This is a genomic window from Pseudomonas sp. NBRC 111143 (genome assembly GCF_001320965.1).
GTDB lineage: Bacteria > Pseudomonadota > Gammaproteobacteria > Pseudomonadales > Pseudomonadaceae > Aquipseudomonas > Aquipseudomonas machongensis.
In genome coordinates, this window is the sequence record NZ_BCBT01000001.1 from 98,313 (window position 1) to 115,918 (window position 17,606).

Consider the following 17,606-nt stretch of genomic DNA (forward strand, 5'->3'; position numbering starts at 1 on the left):
GCTTGCGGAGCCACCCATCATGACCACAGAATTCCACGGTATCATCGGCTACACCATCACCCCGTTCAGCCAGGACGGCGAACAGCTCGACCTGCCTGCCCTGGGCCAGTCCATCGATCGCCTCATCGACAGCGGCGTACACGCAATCGCCCCACTGGGCAGCACCGGTGAAGGCGCCTACCTGAGCGACGGCGAATGGCATCAAGTCGCTCAATACAGCCTCGAACGCATTGCCAAACGCGTGCCCAGCATCGTCAGCGTCTCCGACCTGACCACCGCTGGCGCGATCCGCCGCGCCCGCTTCGCCCAGCAGCACGGTGCCGATGCGGTGATGGTGCTGCCGTCAGCCTACTGGAAGCTCAGCCCAAGCGAGATCCTCGAGCACTACCGCAGCATCGGTACCGCCATCGACCTTCCGATCATGCTCTACAACAACCCCGCCACCAGCGGCACTGATATGCCGGTGGAACTGATCCTGCGCATTGTCCGCGAGGTGGACAACGTCACCATGGTCAAAGAGAGTACTGGCGACATCCAGCGCATGCACAGGCTGCAACTGCTCGGTGAAGGCCAGGTGCCGTTCTACAACGGCTGCAATCCGCTGGCGCTGGAGGCCTTCGTGGCCGGAGCCAAGGGCTGGTGCACCGCTGCGGCCAACCTGATTCCAGGATTGAACCAGCAACTTTACCAAGCCGTGCGCAATGCCGATCTCGAGCAGGCGAAAGCCTTGTTCTATCGTCAGTTGCCGCTGCTTGACTTCATTCTCAAAGGCGGTCTGCCGGCCACCATCAAGGCCGGCCTGGGCATGACCGGGCTGGCAGTGGGCGAGCCGCGGCGGCCAGTGTTCGGGCTGGATGAGCAGGGTCGTGGCGTGCTGAAGGATCTGCTGCACGACTTGCAGGATCGTTGAAAGCCCAAAAGATTGATGGTTGTGCCATGATTCTCGTGGCTGCGGGCTCGGAAGGGCCCGCAACACCCTGAAAAATCTTCGCCAACCCTGAATTTTGCCTCAGCTCGTCCGTTCGATATGCTGCCCCTCCAAAACGGACCATGACGGTTCCGTCCTGCTATCAAGGATGTGTTCGTGCCAGATCCACGCTTGTCCCTTGCATTGCTCGGCCTTGCCACTATCCTGCTGCTCGGTGGCTGCCAGAGCGGGCCCAAGGCCGACGCTGCGCCACCTGTCGACCCCAAGGCTCGCCAGGCCTTCATCGAGCAGACCATGGGCATGCTGCACCACGACATGCTGGCTGCCACCGGCGGCCAGATGGCTGGAGTGCTCAACCTGGAAGTCACCCTGGATCGCGACAGCCGCCCGATCGCCTGCAGTACCCATCGTGCCAAGGCGAGCCTGGCCGTGCAGTTCCCTCAAGACATGACCGCCACCGACCGCAAACTCTTGGCCAGTACCGTCCAGAGCCAGTGCTGGAAAACTGTCTACCCCAAAGTGCCCGCCGGGATGCAGGGTGACAAGGGAGAGGTGCAACTGGTCGCGCCGTTGGTCCTGCTCAGGCCGCCCTATGTGTCGGAGCGTGAGCAGCAACGACGCCAGCAGCATGCCGATAATCAGTTTCTGTGGCGGACGCTGATGCGCGATGAACCAGTCGACAGCGTAGGCCTGGCCCTGATCCGCTACCAGGCAGATGCCGCAGGCCGGGTAACAGGCTGCCTGGTTGAGCTTGCTCCGCACCCGGTGCGCAAGGACGCGTTTCGCATGGACGGAGCCCTCCAGGCCCGGCTCAACCGGCAGTGCCTGAACCTCGACCTGGGGCAGATGCCAGGGTTCGCGCCAGACGCGCATGGCAATTTCGCCGGTAACGGGCTGCTCGAGTACGCGCCCTGGAAAGTCGGCCGTGATTAGGCTGTGTCTGGTCCCGCGGCCTTCAGGTCGGTACCGTCATGCCAATGAAGTTCGCCAGCTCCGCGGTACGCGGAGCGGCGAACAGCTCGCCGGGATCGCCCACCTCATGCACCTTGCCCTGATGCATGAACACTAGCTTGTCGCCCACCTCACGGGCAAAGCGCATCTCGTGGGTGACCATGATAAGGGTCATGCCTTCGCTGGCCAGTTGTCGCACCACGCCCAGCACCTCATTGACCAGCTCCGGATCCAGCGCCGAGGTGATCTCGTCGCACAGCAAGACCTTGGGCAACATCGCCAGCGCGCGGGCGATCGCCACCCGCTGCTGCTGCCCGCCCGAGAGGCGATCCGGGTAGGCGTCGAACTTCTCCGCCAGCCCCACCCTGGCCAGCATGCGCTCGGCCAACTCACGCGCCTGCGCCTTGCCGGTGTTCTTCACCACTTGCGGCGCCAGCATCACGTTCTCGCCCACGGTCAGGTGCGGGAACAGATTGAACTGCTGGAACACCATCCCGACCTTCTGCCGCAAGGCGCGCAAGTCGGCACGGCTGGCGTCGAGGTATTCACCGTCCACCTCGATCACCCCGTCGCTGATCGACTCAAGGCCGTTCAGCGTGCGCAGGAAGGTACTCTTGCCCGAGCCACTGCGGCCGATTATGGCGACCACTTCGCCCTCTTCGATGCTCAGGTCGACGCCCTTGAGCACGTGATTGTCGCCGTAGTACTTGTGCAGCGCGGACACTCTAAGCAGGGGCATGCAGCCTCCTTTCCAGATAACGGGCGCTCAGCGAGAGCGGATAACAGAGGATGAAATAGCCCAGCGCGACCAGGCCATAGACCATGAAGGGTTCGAAGGTGGCGTTGGCGATCATGCCGCCGGTCTTGGTCAGTTCGGTGAAGCCGATGATCGAGGTCACGGCCGTGCCCTTGACCACCTGCACCGAAAAGCCCACGGTCGGCGCGATGGCGATGCGCAGTGCCTGGGGCAGGATGACGTGGCGCAACTGCTCCATACGGCTGAGCGCCAGGCTGCCGGAGGCCTCCCACTGGCCACGTGGAATCGACTCCACGCAACCCCGCCAGATTTCGGCGAGAAACGCACTGGTGAACAAGGTCAGGGAGATCGCCGCCGCCATCCATGCCGAGACGTCGATGCCGAACAGCGCAATGCCAAAGAACACCATGAACAACTGCATCAATAGCGGTGTGCCCTGAAACAGCTCGATGTATCCACGGGCCAGGCGCCTTGGCAGTGCACGCTCGGAAATGCGCCCGATCAGTACCAGCAACCCGGCCAGGCCGCCACAGGCGAATGCCACCAGCGACAAGGCCAGTGTCCATTGAAGGCCCGTCAGCAAGTTGCGCAGGATGTCCCAGAAGGTGAAGTCCATTCAGCGTTTCCCCATCAGCAGGCGCTGCCCGATCCAGCTCAGCAACTGGCGCACGAGGATGGCCATCAGCAGGTACAGGACGGTGGTCAGCAGGTAGGTCTCGAACGCACGGAAGTTGCGCGACTGGATGAAGTTGGCGGCGAACGACAGTTCCTCGGTGGCAATCTGCGAGCAGACTGCGGAGCCGAGCATGACGATCACGATCTGGCTGGTCAGCGCCGGCCAGACCTTGGCCAGCGCAGGCCGCAGGACCACGTGACGGAACGCCTCGAACCGGCTCATGGCCAGGGCCGCTGCGGCTTCCAGTTGCCCCCTGGGAATCGCCTGGATGCCGGCGCGAATGATCTCGGTGGAATAGGCCCCCAGGTTGATCACCATCGCCAGCACTGCCGCCTCCCATTCGCTCAGCCGCACGCCCAGCGCGGGCAGGCCGAAGAAGATGAAGAACAGCTGCACGATGAACGGCGTGTTGCGGATCAGTTCCACGTACAGGCCGAACAGCAGGTCGAACGGGCGCAGGCGCCAGGCCCGCACACCGGCGCCGATCACGCCGATGGCAAGGCCGAGCACGGTGCCGATGGCGGTCAGCTGTAGGGTGAACAGGGCCCCTTTGAGCAGCAGGTCACCCTGGGCGAGCACGGGGGCGAAGTCGAATTGATAAGCCATGGCTAGATTTGTCCGCAGCCGCTCAAAGATCGGCAGGGAGAGGTTGCTTGAGCCATTTCTCGGCATTGCGGTTCAGGCTACCGTCGGCCTTCGCCGCGGCCAGGCTGCTATTGACCTTCTCCAGCAGCGCCGCCTCGTTCTTGGCCACACCCACGTAAACCGGCGAGTCCTTCAGCTTGACCTTCACCACCGGCACCTTGGCCGGGTTCTTCTCGGCGATGGCCGACATCACCACGCTGCCGCTGGCAATCAACTGGACCTGCCCGGAAAGATAGGCAGCGATGGTCGAGTTGTTGTCTTCGAAGCGCTTGATCACCGCATCCTTGGGCGCCACGGCGGTCAGGGCCATGTCTTCGATCGAGCCGCGGGTGACGCTGATGGTCTTGCCGGCGACCGCGCCAATGTCATCGATCTTCGCCTCGGCCGGTCCGAACACGGCCAGGTAGAACGGTGCGTAGGGCTGCGAGAAGTCGATCACTGCCTCACGCTCAGGGTTCTTGCCCAGGCTCGAGATCACCAGGTCGACCTTGCCCGTGGTCAGGAACGGGATGCGGTTGGTGCTGTTGACCGGGGTCAGGGCCAGCTTCACACCGAGCTTGTCGGCCAGCAGTTGCGCGGTATCGATATCCAGGCCACGGGGCTTCATGTCCGGGCCGACCGAACCGAACGGCGGGAAGTCCTGGGGCACGGCCACCTTGAGCACGCCACGGGCACTGATATCGGCCAGCGCGTCGGCCTGAGCCAACGGCAGGGCCAAGGAGGTGCCACAGAACAGGGTTGCCAGGAGCAGGGAGCGGAACGTCATGGGTAGGCCTCGCAGGAACTCGGGTGATGGGACTGACCTGGCCATTGCAGGGGGCATGCCAGTCTGCGCCCAACCCCTTTGCGAAACGCTGCCAGGCCCGTGACTGCAAGGTCTTACTGGTCTGAACAGTTGCAGCGCATGGTCGTCCTCTGCACCGCAATGCGCCCCGCTTTCGTGCAGGGCCTTGAGGGGCTGCGCCAGGTTGGCGCAACGCTTGCCAGCACGGTCCGTTCACCGTAAAACGTCAGCGTCATAGCCCTCTGACTGGTCTGAACAGCATGCTCGACACCCTCCCCCGCGCCGTCCCGGAACTGGCACTGCAGGCCATCCGCAAGCTTATCGATGAAGGCGGTTACCAGCCGGGCGATGCCCTGCCCTCGCAACGCGACCTGGCCGAACGGCTTGGTGTCAGCCGCGCCTCACTGCGCGAGGCGCTGTCGTCGCTCAGTGCACTGGGGCTGGTGAGCGTGCAGCCGGGCAAAGGCGTCTTCGTGCAGAGCCCGACACCCAGCGGATTTTCCTGGCCCTATGCCGAACAGGTGTCGGCGGCTGATACCTTCCAACTGCGCTATGCGCTGGAGGGTTTCGCCGCCGGGCAGGCTGCGCTGGCCCTGACCGCCGATCACATCGACAGGCTCCAGGCCAATGTCGAGGCCATGCGCCAGGAGCTGCGCAACGGGCGCTTCGAGCAGGCGGCGCGCCTCGATTTCGAGTTCCATCAGTTGCTGCTGCAGGCCTGCGGTAACCAGGCGATGCTGCAGGTGATCACCACCAGCCAGGAAATTTTCCTGGAGAGCCAGAAGCTGCCGTTCATTCGCCCTGAACGAGCCATGGAGACCTGGCAGGAACATCGCAAGATCCTCAAGGCCCTCGAGCGCAGGTCGCAAGCCGGGGCGCAGCGAGCGATGCAGGAGCATATCCGCAATGCTGCCTCGCGTACCGGGGTGGTATTTGCCGTCTGAGCGAGGACTGTCGTGCGCTGGTTCGCGACAGATTACCGGTTGAAACAGATATCCCGGTGTCGCCCTCAAGGATGCACCGCCCCCCGCCCTCCGCTCTACTGGCCCTGACAACGAGACGACACGGCTCGACCGTGTCCACCCCCGCCAGGCTGCCTATGACAACCGGAGAGCATTCGCATGTCTGTATCCCATGAGGTATCCCCCGCCACCCTGCGTCGGGTGATTGCCGCCTCGGCCATCGGCAACTTCGTCGAGTGGTTCGATTTCGCGGTATATGGTTTTCTCGCCACACTGATCGCCAGCCAGTTCTTCGCCAGCCAGGACGCCAGCGTCGCCCTGCTCAAGACCTTCGCCGTCTTCGCCGTGGCCTTCGCCCTGCGTCCGCTGGGCGGCATCGTGTTCGGCGCACTGGGCGATCGCCTGGGACGCAAGCGCATCCTGTCGCTGACCATCCTGCTCATGGCGGGCTCCACCACGCTCATCGGGCTGCTGCCGACCTACGCCAGCATCGGCATCGCCGCGCCCGTACTGCTGACCCTGGCGCGCTGCCTGCAAGGCTTTTCCGCCGGTGGCGAATACGCCGGGGCCTGCGCTTACCTGATGGAGCATGCGCCTCGGGAAAAACGTGCGTTCTACGGTAGCTTCGTGCCGGTCTCGACCTTCTCGGCATTCGCCTGCGCGGCGGTCATTGCCTATGCCCTTGAAGCCAGCCTGACGCCGGACGCCATGAACAGCTGGGGCTGGCGCGTGCCCTTCCTGATCGCCGCGCCGCTGGGTCTGGTCGGGCTCTACCTGCGCTGGCGCATGGAGGAAACACCGGCCTTCCGCGAAGCCATCGCCGAGGGCCGCGAGCACGAACATTCGCCACTCAAGGAAACGCTGCGCCACCATGGCCGGGCGATCCGCAACCTGGGCGCGTTCATCTCACTGACGGCGTTGTCGTTCTACATGTTCACCACCTACTTCGCCACCTACCTGCAACTGGTCGGCAACCTCAGCCGCGCCCAGTCGCTACTGGTCACCACCGTGGCGCTGCTGTTCGCAGCGGCTGGCTGCCCGCTGGCAGGTGCCTTTTCCGACTGGATCGGACGCCGCCGGACCATTGGCTTCACATGCCTCTGGGTGATGGTCTGCGTGTTCCCGGCTTACTGGCTGGCAAGCTCCGGCTCGATGGCGGGCGCGTTGCTGGGAGTGATCCTGCTGGCGGTAGGCGCTTTGTCCAGCGGGGTGGTCACCGCGGCCTTGCTGTCGGAGAGCTTCCCGACCCGCACCCGCTACACCGCCTCGGCCATCACCTACAACGTCGCCTATACACTTTTCGGCGGCACCGCGCCGCTGGTGGCGACCTGGCTTATCGGCCAGACCGGCAGCAGCCTTGCGCCGGCCTTCTACCTGGTGGTTATCGCCCTGGTGGCGCTGGTTGGCGGGCTGGCGCTACCGGAGACTTCACGCATCTCCCTGCATGAGGAATCGCTGGGGAGCCAGCCAGCCTCGGTCTGACATCACCGGAGCCGGCTGGTAGCCATCTCAATCTTCCTCCCGCCGGTACGCCCAGCGATAGAGTGCGGGCAACACCAGCAAGGTCAAGGCCGTCGACGACAGGATCCCACCGATCACCACTGTCGCCAGCGGCCGCTGCACCTCGGCGCCCGTGCCGGTGGCCAACGCCATCGGGATGAACCCCAGCGACGCCACCAGCGCGGTCATCAGTACCGGCCGCAGACGGGTCAACGCGCCCTCCTCGACCGCCACCCGCAGCGATCGTCCCTCTTCTCGCAGGCTGCGAATGAAGGCGATCATCACCAGGCCGTTGAGCACCGCCACCCCCGACAGCGCGATGAACCCGACACCTGCCGAAATCGACAATGGAATATCCCGCAGCCACAGGGCCAGCACCCCTCCGGTCAGGGCAAACGGAATGCCTGTGAACACCAGCAAGCCGTCACGCAGGTTGTTGAACATCATCAGCAGCAACGCCATCACCAGCAGCAGTGAAACCGGCACCACCACCTGCAGCCGCTCGGCAGCCGACTGCAACTGCTCGAACTGCCCACCCCAGCGCGTCCAGTACCCAGGCGGGACCTGCACCTGGTCGATCAGGCTCTGCTCGGCCTGCTCGACGAACGAGCCCAGGTCGCGGCCACGTACGTTGGCACTGACCACCACCACACGCTTGCCATCCTCGCGGCTGACCTGGTTCGGCCCTAATTGCAGGTTGAGGGTTGCCACCTGCGACAACGGGATAAAGCCGATCTGAGTGGCGCCAGCACTGGCCGGCACCGGTATCAGCAGGTTCGCCAGGCCGTCGACGTCTGTGCGCAGGGCCTCGGACAGGCGCACCACCATGTCGAAGCGCCGGTCCCCTTCATACAGCGTCCCCACCTTGCGCCCGCCGACAGCGATGGCCACCGCATCCTGCACCTGGGCAACGTTCAGACCGTGACGTGCCGCCTTGTCGCGGTCGATGTCGATGGTCAGTACCGGCAGCCCGGTGGTCTGCTCGACCTTCACCTCCGATGCCCCCGGCACCTGCTGCAAGGTGGTGGCAATTTTCGCCGCCGTGGCGTTGAGCACGTCCATGTCGTCGCCGAAGACCTTCACCGCCACATCACTGCGCACCCCGGAAATCAGCTCGTTGAAGCGCAGCTGGATGGGTTGCGACAGTTCATGGTTGCTGCCCGGCACACTGGCGGCAGCCTGCTGCACCTCGGCAATCAGCGCTTCGCGCGGTTTGCCTGGATCGCGCCACTGCTCACGCGGTTTGAGCATCACGTAGGCATCGGAGATGTTCGGCGGCATCGGGTCCGAGGCGATCTCGGCGGTCCCGGTGCGGGCGAACACCCGCTCGACTTCGGGTACCTGGGCGATGATCGCCCGTTCCAGGCGTTGCTGCATGTCCACCGATTGGCTCAGGCTGGTGCCCGGCACGCGCAGCGATTGCAGGGCGAAGTCGCCCTCGCTGAGGCTGGGAATGAACTCACTGCCCATGCGGCTGGCCAATACACCCGACAGCAGTACCAGGCTTGCGGCAGCAGCGAAGGCCAGCTTGCGTCGACGCAGTACCCAGGCGAGCACCGGGGCGTAACGCTGGCGAGCCGTACGCATCAGCACACCCTCTTCCTCCTTGACCTTGCCTGTGACGAACAGCGCAATCGCTGCCGGCACGAAGGTCACCGAAAGAATCATCGCCCCCAGCAACGCCATGACCACGGTGAACGCCATGGGGTGGAACATCTTGCCTTCGACACCGGTCAGGGCAAAGATCGGCAGGTACACCACCATGATGATCAACTGCCCGTAGATCAGCGGTCGGCGTGCCTCGCGGGCAGCCGCGAACACTTCATGGAAGCGCTCGGCACGGGTCAGCATGCGCCCGTGCTTGTGCTGGGCATGGGCCAGTCGACGGATGGCGTTCTCGACGATCACCACCGCACCGTCGACGATGATGCCGAAGTCCAGCGCCCCCAGGCTCATCAGGTTGGCGCTGACCTTGTTGGCGAACATACCGGTGAAGGTGAACAGCATCGACAGCGGGATGACCATGGCCGTGATCAACGCTGCACGGATGTTGCCCAGGAACAGGAACAGCACGGCGACCACCAGGATGGCGCCTTCGAGCAGGTTCTTCTTCACCGTGGCGATGGCTTTTTCCACCAGGTTGGTACGGTCGTACACCGTAACCGCCACCACGCCCTCGGGCAGGCTGCGGTTGATCTCGGCAAGCTTCGCCGCGACGGCCTGGGACACCGTGCGACTGTTCTCGTCAATCAGCATGAACACCGTGCCCAACACCACCTCGCGACCATTTTCGGTCGCAGCTCCCGAGCGCAGTTCTTCGCCCAGGCCGACCTGGGCCACATGGCTGACACGAATCGGCGCACCATCGGCACTGGAGATCACGATGTTGGCAATGTCCTCGATCGACGCCACCTGCCCCGGCGCCCGCACCAGCAACTGCTCGCCGTTGCGCTCGATGGCGCCCGCGCCGACGTTGGCATTGTTGCCCTGCAACGCCGCGATCAGGTCATCGAGCGTGAGCTTGTAGGCCGCCAGACGCTTGGGATCCGGTGCAATCAGGTACTGCTTGGCGTGGCCACCGATGCTGTTGACTTCGGCCACCCCCGGCACATTGCGCAGTTGAGGTTTGATGATCCAGTCCTGAATCACCCGCAGGTCGGTGGCGGTGTAGGGCGTACCGTCCTCCTTGAGTGCACCGTCCCGGGCCTCGACCGTCCACAGGAAGATCTCCCCCAGGCCCGTCGAGATGGGCCCCATGCCCGCTTCGATGCCCTCGGGCAACTGCTCGCGGGCAACTTGCAGGCGCTCGTTGACCAGTTGCCGGGCGAAGAAGATATCGGTGGCGTCATCGAAGATCACGGTCACCTGCGACAAACCCGAACGCGACAGCGAACGGGTCTGCTTGAGCCCAGGCAGGCCGGCCATGGCCGTTTCAATGGCGTAGGTGATGCGCTGCTCGGTTTCCAGCGGCGAATAGCCTGGTGCAGCGGTATTGATCTGCACCTGCACGTTGGTGATATCGGGCACCGCGTCGATCGGCAGCTTCTGGTAGCTGTGGATGCCCACCGCAGCCATCAGCACCACGGCGAGCATCACCACCAGGCGTTGCTCGATGGCAAATTGAATCAGGCGTTCGAACATGAGGGTTTCCCGGATCAGTGACTGTGCTCGGCCGAGCCCTTGCCCAGCTCGGACTTGAGGACAAAGCTGCCTGCCGCCGCCACCTGGGTGCCGCGTGCCAGGCCTTCGGTGATTTCGACGAAGCCGCCATCGCGGCGGCCAGTCTTGACTGGCAACGCCTGGAAGCCATCAGGGGTGCGGGCGAACACCACGCTGCGCTCTTCGAGGGTCTGCAGGGCAATCTGTGGGACCACCACGGCCGCCGCTGCTTGCTCGACGGTCACCGCGATATTGACGAACAACCCGGGGCGCCAGGCCCCCTTGGGGTTGGCCAGCGTGGCGCGGGCAGTGGCAGCGCGGTTCTGCTCGCCGAGCAGGTTGCCGACATAGTTGATGGTGCCCTCGACTTGCGCATCGAGGTCCGGCGAACTCACGGTCACGGCGCGGCCGCTGGTGACCTTGTCCAGATCGCGCGGGGTCACGGCGAACGTGGCCCAGACTCGGTTCAAATCGGACAAGGTGAAGGCATTGCTGGCCTCACTCACCACTTCGCCGACGGTCAGGTGTTTTTCCACCACCACCGCATCGAACGGTGCACGCAGCTCGTAGCGATTACCCACCCCCGCCGGGGCCACGGCCGCAACCTTCTGCCCGGCATTGGCCAAGGCGATCTCAGCTTCCTGCAAAACCTGGCGAGCCTGCAGGTAATCCTGCTCGGCGCTGATGCGCTCCTGCCATAGCTGCTTTTCACGCTCGAAGGTCAGCCGCGCCAGCTCGACCCGCCGCTGCGCCGCCTGCTGCTCGCTGCGCAGCTCGGAGATCTGTTGGCTGGCGATCACCGCCAGCACCTGGCCACGTTTGACCGGCTGGCCGAGGTCGGCCTGCACCGACTCGACCACACCCGGAACACGCGGCACCACGTGGGCGGTACGGTCCTCATCGAAACGAATCTCGCCAGGAAAACTGATCGCCGTACCCAGGGCACGCGGGCCGGCGGTCACCAATTGGACCCCGGCCGCCTCGATCTGCGCTGCAGAAAGATGCAGCTCGCCCTCTTCATCGTGACCTTCCTCGCCGGACGCAGCAGGCGCGCTGCCGTGGTCGTGGCCGTCATCGCCATGCTCGTCATGGCCTGATTCGCTGGTCTTTGCGGGGGCGAGATTGCCGGTCCAGGCCAGCCCACCGACGCCGATCACGGCGACCAGGGTGGCAAGGATGGCGTACGTGCGTGTGGTGTTCATGGGGGCTCCTGCTGCAAATGAAGAAGGTAGAACGCTTGATCCGCGCCTCAGCGCCCGGTATCCAGCTGGCCATAGATCCGCTCGATCTGTGCCCGGGCATCGCTTGCCGACGCCAGGGCGTCGAGGTACTGCCCGCGGGCCTCGATCAGCGTGCGCTGGGCGTCCAGAACGTCGAGGAAAGCGAACTTGCCGCGCTCGAAGCCACGCGTAGCGGTATCTACCGCCTGGCGTGCCGAGGGCAGGATGGTGCGGTCGTAGGCGTTGACCTCGGCCATGGCCATGGCCCACTGGCTCAGTGCGCTGCGGGTATCGCTGCGCAGGCGCAGTTCCACTGCGTTGCGCAGGTCGCGGGCCTGGTCGGCGCGACGCGAGGCCGCCAGCACGTTGCCCTGGTTTCGGTCGAACAGCGGCAGCGGCATGGACAGCCCGACCACGTTGACCCGTTCACGGTCCTCGCGGCTGTACTGGCTGCCCAGGCTGACCGTGAGGTTGGGGATCCGCTGGGCCTTTTCCGAACCCAGCGCGGCTTCTCCACGCTCGATCTGCGCGGCCGCAAGGCGCCACTCGACGGTCTGCTCGACCTTGCCCAGCAAGACCTCGGCCTGTGGCACCGGGCCAGGCAACAAGCCGTTGCCATCAAGCTGCGTGAACGCCACATCGGCGCTGCCAATCAAGCGCGACAGCGCCTGCCAGGCCACCGTGCGATCCGCTTCGGCACGGCGCAGTTGCGCCAGAGCCTGGGCCAACTGCACGTCGGCGCGAGTGGCCTCGACCGGCGATGACTGGCCCGCCGCAACCCGCGCCTTTACCACCCGCAGGCCCCGTTCGGTCAAGGCCTTGGACTGCTCGGCCAGCTCCACCGCAGTCTGCGCCCGCAGTGCAGCATGGAAAGCCTGGGTCACATCGGCACGCAGGCCATTGCCCTGGCGCTCGAGCTCCAATCGGGCGATATCCTGCCCGGCCTTGGCCACCTCGACACGCGCGCCACGCTTGCCACCCAACTCGAGCGCCTGGCTGAGCATGACCGTGGTGGTGCTGGTATCGCGGCGAGTGTCTTCACGCTCCCAGGAAAGCTCCGGGTTGGGTATCAGACCCGCCTGGCGCCGTTCGCCTTCGGCAATGCCGAGCGCCTGGCGCACGGCAGCCAGGTCCGGATTATCGGCAAACGCCGCATCGAGCGCCTGGTTCAGGGTCAGGCCCTGTCCTGCCTGGGCGACAGCACTGGCCGACAGCAGGCAAATCAGGGCGAGGAAGCGGGAGGGTTTGAACGGCACGGTCTGGGGTCCTCGACGGCTGGCGATTGCTGGCGAGGGACTCTAGGACGCGGCGGTTATCGTGGCGGTGGCGTGAAGATTACGATTCTGTAATCCAGCCGGAACGGTGGGCGATTATCGCCCCCGATTTTCATACCGAGCGGCGCCAGCTGATTTACAAAACTAACCGGATAGTACAAAACTTGTTGCAACCAACAATAAAAGCGATGCTGCGCCATGCCATGCCCAATCCTCGTACTCAACGGCCCCAACCTCAACCTGCTCGGCACCCGCGAACCTGGTCACTACGGCCGGGAAACCCTCGCCGACCTTGCCAATCTGTGCGCTGCCAGCGCCCGTGAGCTGGGCCTGGAAACCGAGTTTCGCCAGACCAACCACGAAGGTGAACTGATCGACTGGATCCATGGCGCCCGTGGCCGCTGCGCCGGCATCCTGATCAATCCCGGCGCCTGGACCCACACCTCGGTTGCCATCCGTGACGCGCTGGTCGCCTGTGAATTGCCGGTGATCGAGGTGCACCTGTCCAACGTCTACAAACGCGAGCCATTCCGGCATCTCTCGTTCGTATCGGCGGTGGCCGTGGGGGTGATCTGCGGCTTGGGCAGCCAGGGCTACCGCGCAGCGCTTGCCCACTTCCAGCAACTGCTGCAGGAGATCGCAGCATGACCCCGCACAGCATCCTCGCCGGCCTGATCGGGCGCGGCATCCAGGCCTCGCGCACACCTGCGCTGCACGAGCACGAAGGCGACGCCCAGGCCTTGCGCTACCTGTACCGGCTGATCGATGCCGACCAACTGGGTGTGGACGACAGTGCCCTGCCCCGCTTGCTCGACGCGGCGCAGCACACCGGTTTTACCGGGTTGAACATCACCTTCCCGTTCAAGCAGGCGATCCTGCCGCTGCTCGATGAGCTATCGGACGAGGCGCGCGGCATCGGCGCCGTCAACACCGTGGTGTTCAAGGACGGCAGGCGCATCGGCCACAACACCGACTGCCTGGGTTTCGCCGAAGGCCTGCGCCGAGGCCTGCCCGGCGTTGCTCGGCGCCAGGTCGTGCAAATGGGCGCTGGCGGCGCAGGGGCCGCGGTGGCTCATGCGTTGCTGGCCGAGGAAGTCGAGAGCCTGGTGCTGTTCGAGGTAGACCGCGCACGCGGGCAAGCGCTGGTGGACAACCTCAGCGCACGCTTCGGGGCCGGCCGCGCGCAGTTGGGCGAAAACCTGGCCCACGCCCTGGCGACCGCCGACGGGCTGGTCAATACCACGCCGGTGGGCATGGCCAAGCTGCCGGGTACGCCGTTGCCGGTCGAACTGCTGCACAGGCGCTTGTGGGTGGCCGAGATCATCTACTTCCCACTTGAAACCGAGCTGTTGCGCCACGCCCGGGCGCTGGGCTGCCAGACACTCGACGGCGGCACCATGGCTGTGTTCCAGGCGGTCAAGGCATTCGAGCTGTTCAGCGGTCGCAAGGCCGACCCGATACGGATGCAGGAACACTTTGCCAGTTTGCGCTGAGTGGCTCGCTGCAGCGGCGCTAGCCGGCGCCTACGTCGACGGCTCGGCCAGCAGCTCGCGGATCACCCGTTCCTGGCCAGCGTAGTCCCCTTCACCGAAATGCACATGGCGCACTTGCCCCTTGCGATCGACAAAGTAATGCGCCGGCCAGAACTGGTTGCCCCAGGCATTCCAGATCCGGTAATCGTTGTCGACCGCCACCGGATAACCGATGTCGAGCGAGCGTACCTTCTGCCTGAGATTGCCCACATCATGCTCGTAGTCGTACTCCGGCGTATGCACGCCCACCACCACCAACCCCTGGTCGGCATAGCGCTTGGCCCACTGGTTGACGTACGGCATGCTGCGCTTGCAGTTGATGCAGTCCCAGGTCCAGAAGTCCACCAGCACGACCTTGCCCTTGAGCGCAGGCGCATCCAGCGGCGGCGAGTTGATCCACGCCTGGGCACCTGCCAGCGAAGGCATCGGCCCCAGGTCGTCGCGCGCCAGCAGGTGCCCGGCCAGCCCCAGGCCTGCGAGCGCCAGGATCACACCGCCCACCTTGAGCCAGCGACGTCGCCAGGGGCGGCCTGGCTCGGCCTGGCTACGATCAGTTGTCATGGCAACCGCCGGTGGCGTAGGTACGGTACTCGACGCTCTGTGCCTGACCCTGCGAGTCCAGGTAATCCATGCGGGTATTGACCACGCCACAGGCGTTGCTGCGCTCGTTCTTCACCGACAGTACGCGCTTGACGTCCAGGTGATCACCGTAGCGGTACTGCATGGCCTGGCTGTCGGGCATCGGTTGGGTGCTGGCCTGGGCGGCGATGGCGCCGAAGCTGAGTACGGCGAACAGGCTGGCACTGGCAAGGGTCTTGAAGTTCATGGTGTATCTCCTGCGGGGCTTTAGGTGGAGAGCAGTTCACTCCCCGGTCGAGAGCCATTTGAAGCCCGCCAGGTATCGCCTGTGTGTCGAGAAACGCGCGTGCTGCTTCGTTCTGTATCTGTGTCGCCGACAGATACACTGCAATACAAACACCCGCAGGCAAGCGAGCCGAGCCTCGTTACACTGTGCCCATCGCACTCATTACAGGACCACCATGATGGAACACGTCGATCACATCCTGATCGTCGACGACGACCGCGAAATTCGCGAGCTGGTCGGCAACTACCTGAAGAAGAACGGTCTGCGCACGAGCATCGTCGCTGACGGCCGGCAGATGCGCAGCTTTCTCGAGGGCAACTCCGTCGACCTGGTCGTGCTCGACATCATGATGCCCGGCGACGACGGCCTGTTGCTGTGCCGCGAATTGCGCGCAGGCAAGCACCGCAACACGCCAGTCTTGATGCTCACTGCACGCAACGACGAAACCGACCGCATCATCGGCCTGGAAATGGGCGCCGACGACTATCTGACCAAACCGTTCTCCGCCCGCGAGCTGCTGGCGCGGATCAATGCAGTGCTGCGTCGCACGCGCATGCTGCCGCCCAACCTCACCATCAGCGAAAGCAGCCGGCTGATCGCTTTCGGCCAATGGCGCCTGGACACCACCGCCCGTCACTTGCTCGACGACGAAGGCACCCTCGTGGCCTTGAGCGGCGCCGAGTACCGCCTTTTACGGGTATTCCTCGACCATCCGCAGCGGGTGCTCAGCCGCGAGCAACTGCTCAACCTCACCCAGGGCCGCGAAGCCGACATCTTCGACCGTTCCATCGACTTGCTGGTCAGCCGGTTGCGCCAGCGCCTGGGCGACGACGCGCGCGAACCGACCTGCATCAAGACCGTGCGCAGCGAGGGCTATGTGTTCTCGCTGCCGGTCTCGCTGATCGAGTCGCCGACATGAAGTGGCCGGGCACCCTCGCTTCGCGCCTGGCACTGATCTTCCTGACGGGGCTGGTGCTGGCCTACGGCTCCTCGTTCGGTCTTCAGTTCTACGAGCGCTATGTCAGCAGCCGCTCGATGATGCTGAGCAACCTGGAAATGGACGTCGCCACCTCGGTGGCCATCCTCGACCGCCTGCCCGCCGCCGAACGTGCCGGGTGGCTTGCGCGCCTGGAGCGTCACAACTACCGCTACCGCCTCGACCAAGGCCTCGTCGGCCAGAGCATGCCCAGCGCCGACCCGCCCATGGCAGCAGAGTCGATCGTCAAGGCGATCGGCAAGGACTATCACCTGACCTTCCAGGATATCCCCGGGCCAAACCCGCACTTCCAGGCGCACCTCAAGTTCGCCGACGGCGCGCCACTGACCATCGACGTCACCCCGGCGCCGGTGCCACTGGCCACCTGGCTACCGGTAGTGCTGTTGTTCCAGCTGGCAATCCTGCTGCTGTGCACCTGGCTTGCGGTACGCCTGGCGATCGGCCCCCTGACGCGCCTGGCCCAGGCCGTCGACCACCTCGACCCCGACAAGCCGGGGCCACAGCTGGATGAGAGCGGCCCGCGCGAGGTGAAGTACGCGGCCGTCGCCTTCAACGCCCTGCAAGCACGCATCGCCGCTTATCTCAAGGAGCGCATGCAATTGTTGGCCGCCATCTCCCACGACCTGCAGACACCGATCACACGTATGAAGCTGCGCGTGGAAGTGATGGACGACGGGCTGGAGAAGGACAAACTGTGGAGCGACCTGAGCGCCATGGAGCATCTGGTGCGCGAAGGGGTAGCCTACGCCCGCAGCATGGACAGCAGCACCGAGCAGCCATGCAAGGTCAATCTAGACGCGTTTCTCGACAGCCTGGTATTCGATTACCAGGACAGCGGTGCGCAGGTCGTGCGCTGTGGCGACACCGACACGGTGCTGCACACCCGCCCGCATGCCCTGCGCCGAGTCCTGGTCAACCTGCTGGACAACGCCTTGAAGTTCACCGGCTCTGCGCGCCTGGAAGTCAGCCACCGGAGTACCGGCGACACCCTGATCCGGGTGCTCGACGAAGGTCCGGGGATTCCCGAGCAGGAGTTGGGCGAGGTGCTCAAACCCTTCTATCGGGTCGAAGGTTCACGCAATCGCAGTACCGGTGGGACCGGGCTTGGGCTGGCAATTGCCCATCAACTGACCCAGGCCCTGGGTGGGCGACTGAGCCTGAGCAATCGTGAAAGCGGTGGGCTCTGCGCCCAGATAGAACTGCCGCCCTCGCACCTGTAGGAATAACGCTATCTGTAGGAGGGGTCTCCCCTCCTACCCTCGGGCCTTGTACGGTTCTGTAGCACACCCGCCCAACGGTACACGCCGATACACAACCCGCGCCTTGCCGACACACTGCAGATACCCCTTCCCAACA

Annotated in this window: 17 protein-coding genes; 8 read left to right on the plus strand and 9 right to left on the minus strand. The window is 64.7% G+C overall.

Annotation, left to right across the window (positions count from 1 at the left end):
* Positions 1-19: 19 nt before the first annotated feature.
* Together APH44_RS00345 and APH44_RS00350 are read left to right on the plus strand one after the other, a co-directional pair.
* Positions 20-910, plus strand: coding sequence for a dihydrodipicolinate synthase family protein (locus APH44_RS00345; protein ID WP_054890695.1), 891 nt, complete (start codon positions 20-22; stop codon positions 908-910).
* 174 nt (positions 911-1,084) lie between these two features.
* Positions 1,085-1,861, plus strand: a complete 777-nt coding sequence (locus APH44_RS00350) for a hypothetical protein (protein WP_151924613.1) — start codon at positions 1,085-1,087, stop codon at positions 1,859-1,861.
* Positions 1,862-1,883: 22 nt separating this feature from the next.
* Here APH44_RS00350 and APH44_RS00355 read toward each other — a convergent pair whose 3' ends face one another.
* Genes APH44_RS00355 through APH44_RS00370 form a run of 4 tightly spaced genes read right to left on the minus strand, consistent with a single transcriptional unit; the run spans position 1,884 to position 4,723 of the window.
* The gene (locus APH44_RS00355; protein WP_054890697.1) at positions 1,884-2,618 is read right to left on the minus strand and encodes an amino acid ABC transporter ATP-binding protein; all 735 of its coding nucleotides are present in this window, start codon (positions 2,616-2,618) and stop codon (positions 1,884-1,886) included.
* On the minus strand, positions 2,605-3,252 hold the full coding sequence (locus tag APH44_RS00360) for an amino acid ABC transporter permease (protein WP_054890698.1): 648 nt from the start codon (positions 3,250-3,252) through the stop codon (positions 2,605-2,607). The genes APH44_RS00355 and APH44_RS00360 overlap by 14 nt, the downstream gene beginning before the upstream one ends.
* On the minus strand, positions 3,253-3,918 hold the full coding sequence (locus APH44_RS00365) for an amino acid ABC transporter permease (RefSeq protein ID WP_054890699.1): 666 nt from the start codon (positions 3,916-3,918) through the stop codon (positions 3,253-3,255).
* 22 nt (positions 3,919-3,940) lie between these two features.
* A complete protein-coding gene (locus tag APH44_RS00370) occupies positions 3,941-4,723 on the minus strand; it encodes a transporter substrate-binding domain-containing protein (protein ID WP_054890700.1) in 783 nt (260 codons plus the stop codon).
* A 278-nt stretch (positions 4,724-5,001) separates the two neighbouring features.
* On the opposite strand from APH44_RS00370, the gene APH44_RS00375 reads away from it, so the two are divergent.
* Both APH44_RS00375 and APH44_RS00380 read left to right on the plus strand, forming a co-directional pair.
* Positions 5,002-5,685, plus strand: a complete 684-nt coding sequence (locus tag APH44_RS00375) for a FadR/GntR family transcriptional regulator (RefSeq protein ID WP_054890701.1) — start codon at positions 5,002-5,004, stop codon at positions 5,683-5,685.
* A 177-nt stretch (positions 5,686-5,862) separates the two neighbouring features.
* Positions 5,863-7,185 carry an MFS transporter gene (locus APH44_RS00380; RefSeq protein ID WP_054890702.1) on the plus strand — a complete coding sequence of 441 codons (1,323 nt, stop codon included), beginning with the start codon at positions 5,863-5,865 and terminating at the stop codon, positions 7,183-7,185.
* A gap of 27 nt (positions 7,186-7,212) precedes the next feature.
* On the opposite strand, the gene APH44_RS00385 is transcribed toward APH44_RS00380, so the two are convergent.
* Genes APH44_RS00385 through APH44_RS00395 form a run of 3 tightly spaced genes read right to left on the minus strand, consistent with a single transcriptional unit; the run spans position 7,213 to position 12,838 of the window.
* Positions 7,213-10,344: an efflux RND transporter permease subunit gene (locus tag APH44_RS00385; RefSeq protein ID WP_054890703.1), complete on the minus strand. Its 3,132-nt coding sequence runs from the start codon at positions 10,342-10,344 to the stop codon at positions 7,213-7,215.
* A 14-nt stretch (positions 10,345-10,358) separates the two neighbouring features.
* Positions 10,359-11,564 (minus strand): efflux RND transporter periplasmic adaptor subunit, encoded by a 1,206-nt coding sequence (locus APH44_RS00390; protein WP_054890704.1) that lies wholly within the window; start codon positions 11,562-11,564, stop codon positions 10,359-10,361.
* Positions 11,565-11,611: 47 nt separating this feature from the next.
* The gene (locus APH44_RS00395; RefSeq protein ID WP_054890705.1) at positions 11,612-12,838 is read right to left on the minus strand and encodes a TolC family protein; all 1,227 of its coding nucleotides are present in this window, start codon (positions 12,836-12,838) and stop codon (positions 11,612-11,614) included.
* Positions 12,839-13,054: 216 nt separating this feature from the next.
* Between APH44_RS00395 and aroQ the strand changes: the two genes are divergently transcribed.
* Positions 13,055-13,504 (plus strand): type II 3-dehydroquinate dehydratase, encoded by a 450-nt coding sequence (aroQ, locus tag APH44_RS00400; protein WP_054890706.1) that lies wholly within the window; start codon positions 13,055-13,057, stop codon positions 13,502-13,504.
* Positions 13,501-14,349, plus strand: coding sequence for a shikimate dehydrogenase (locus tag APH44_RS00405; protein WP_054890707.1), 849 nt, complete (start codon positions 13,501-13,503; stop codon positions 14,347-14,349). The genes aroQ and APH44_RS00405 overlap by 4 nt, the downstream gene beginning before the upstream one ends.
* A 30-nt stretch (positions 14,350-14,379) precedes the next feature.
* On the opposite strand, the gene APH44_RS00410 is transcribed toward APH44_RS00405, so the two are convergent.
* Positions 14,380-14,949 (minus strand): thioredoxin family protein, encoded by a 570-nt coding sequence (locus tag APH44_RS00410; RefSeq protein ID WP_054890708.1) that lies wholly within the window; start codon positions 14,947-14,949, stop codon positions 14,380-14,382.
* Complete coding sequence (locus APH44_RS00415) at positions 14,939-15,214, minus strand: DUF2790 domain-containing protein (RefSeq protein ID WP_054890709.1); 276 nt, start codon at positions 15,212-15,214, stop codon at positions 14,939-14,941. The genes APH44_RS00410 and APH44_RS00415 overlap by 11 nt, the downstream gene beginning before the upstream one ends.
* A 217-nt stretch (positions 15,215-15,431) precedes the next feature.
* On the opposite strand from APH44_RS00415, the gene APH44_RS00420 reads away from it, so the two are divergent.
* Positions 15,432-16,172: a response regulator gene (locus tag APH44_RS00420; RefSeq protein ID WP_054890710.1), complete on the plus strand. Its 741-nt coding sequence runs from the start codon at positions 15,432-15,434 to the stop codon at positions 16,170-16,172.
* Positions 16,169-17,470, plus strand: a complete 1,302-nt coding sequence (locus tag APH44_RS00425; protein WP_054890711.1) for a HAMP domain-containing sensor histidine kinase — start codon at positions 16,169-16,171, stop codon at positions 17,468-17,470. The genes APH44_RS00420 and APH44_RS00425 overlap by 4 nt, the downstream gene beginning before the upstream one ends.
* The last annotated feature ends 136 nt before the right edge of the window (positions 17,471-17,606 follow it).

Bases quoted from the DNA above. Each gene is read 5' to 3' on its own strand.
- APH44_RS00385 (WP_054890703.1), bottom strand. From the start codon at position 10,344: ATGTTCGAACGCCTGATTCAATTTGCCATCGAGCAACGCCTGGTGGTG.
- APH44_RS00425 (WP_054890711.1), top strand. From the start codon at position 16,169: ATGAAGTGGCCGGGCACCCTCGCTTCGCGCCTGGCACTGATCTTCCTG.
- APH44_RS00365 (WP_054890699.1), bottom strand. From the start codon at position 3,918: ATGGCTTATCAATTCGACTTCGCCCCCGTGCTCGCCCAGGGTGACCTG.
- APH44_RS00370 (WP_054890700.1), bottom strand. From the start codon at position 4,723: ATGACGTTCCGCTCCCTGCTCCTGGCAACCCTGTTCTGTGGCACCTCC.
- APH44_RS00410 (WP_054890708.1), bottom strand. From the start codon at position 14,949: ATGACAACTGATCGTAGCCAGGCCGAGCCAGGCCGCCCCTGGCGACGT.
- APH44_RS00420 (WP_054890710.1), top strand. From the start codon at position 15,432: ATGGAACACGTCGATCACATCCTGATCGTCGACGACGACCGCGAAATT.
- APH44_RS00390 (WP_054890704.1), bottom strand. From the start codon at position 11,564: ATGAACACCACACGCACGTACGCCATCCTTGCCACCCTGGTCGCCGTG.
- APH44_RS00380 (WP_054890702.1), top strand. From the start codon at position 5,863: ATGTCTGTATCCCATGAGGTATCCCCCGCCACCCTGCGTCGGGTGATT.
- APH44_RS00360 (WP_054890698.1), bottom strand. From the start codon at position 3,252: ATGGACTTCACCTTCTGGGACATCCTGCGCAACTTGCTGACGGGCCTT.
- APH44_RS00355 (WP_054890697.1), bottom strand. From the start codon at position 2,618: ATGCCCCTGCTTAGAGTGTCCGCGCTGCACAAGTACTACGGCGACAAT.
- APH44_RS00405 (WP_054890707.1), top strand. From the start codon at position 13,501: ATGACCCCGCACAGCATCCTCGCCGGCCTGATCGGGCGCGGCATCCAG.
- APH44_RS00375 (WP_054890701.1), top strand. From the start codon at position 5,002: ATGCTCGACACCCTCCCCCGCGCCGTCCCGGAACTGGCACTGCAGGCC.
- aroQ (WP_054890706.1), top strand. From the start codon at position 13,055: ATGCCATGCCCAATCCTCGTACTCAACGGCCCCAACCTCAACCTGCTC.
- APH44_RS00415 (WP_054890709.1), bottom strand. From the start codon at position 15,214: ATGAACTTCAAGACCCTTGCCAGTGCCAGCCTGTTCGCCGTACTCAGC.
- APH44_RS00345 (WP_054890695.1), top strand. From the start codon at position 20: ATGACCACAGAATTCCACGGTATCATCGGCTACACCATCACCCCGTTC.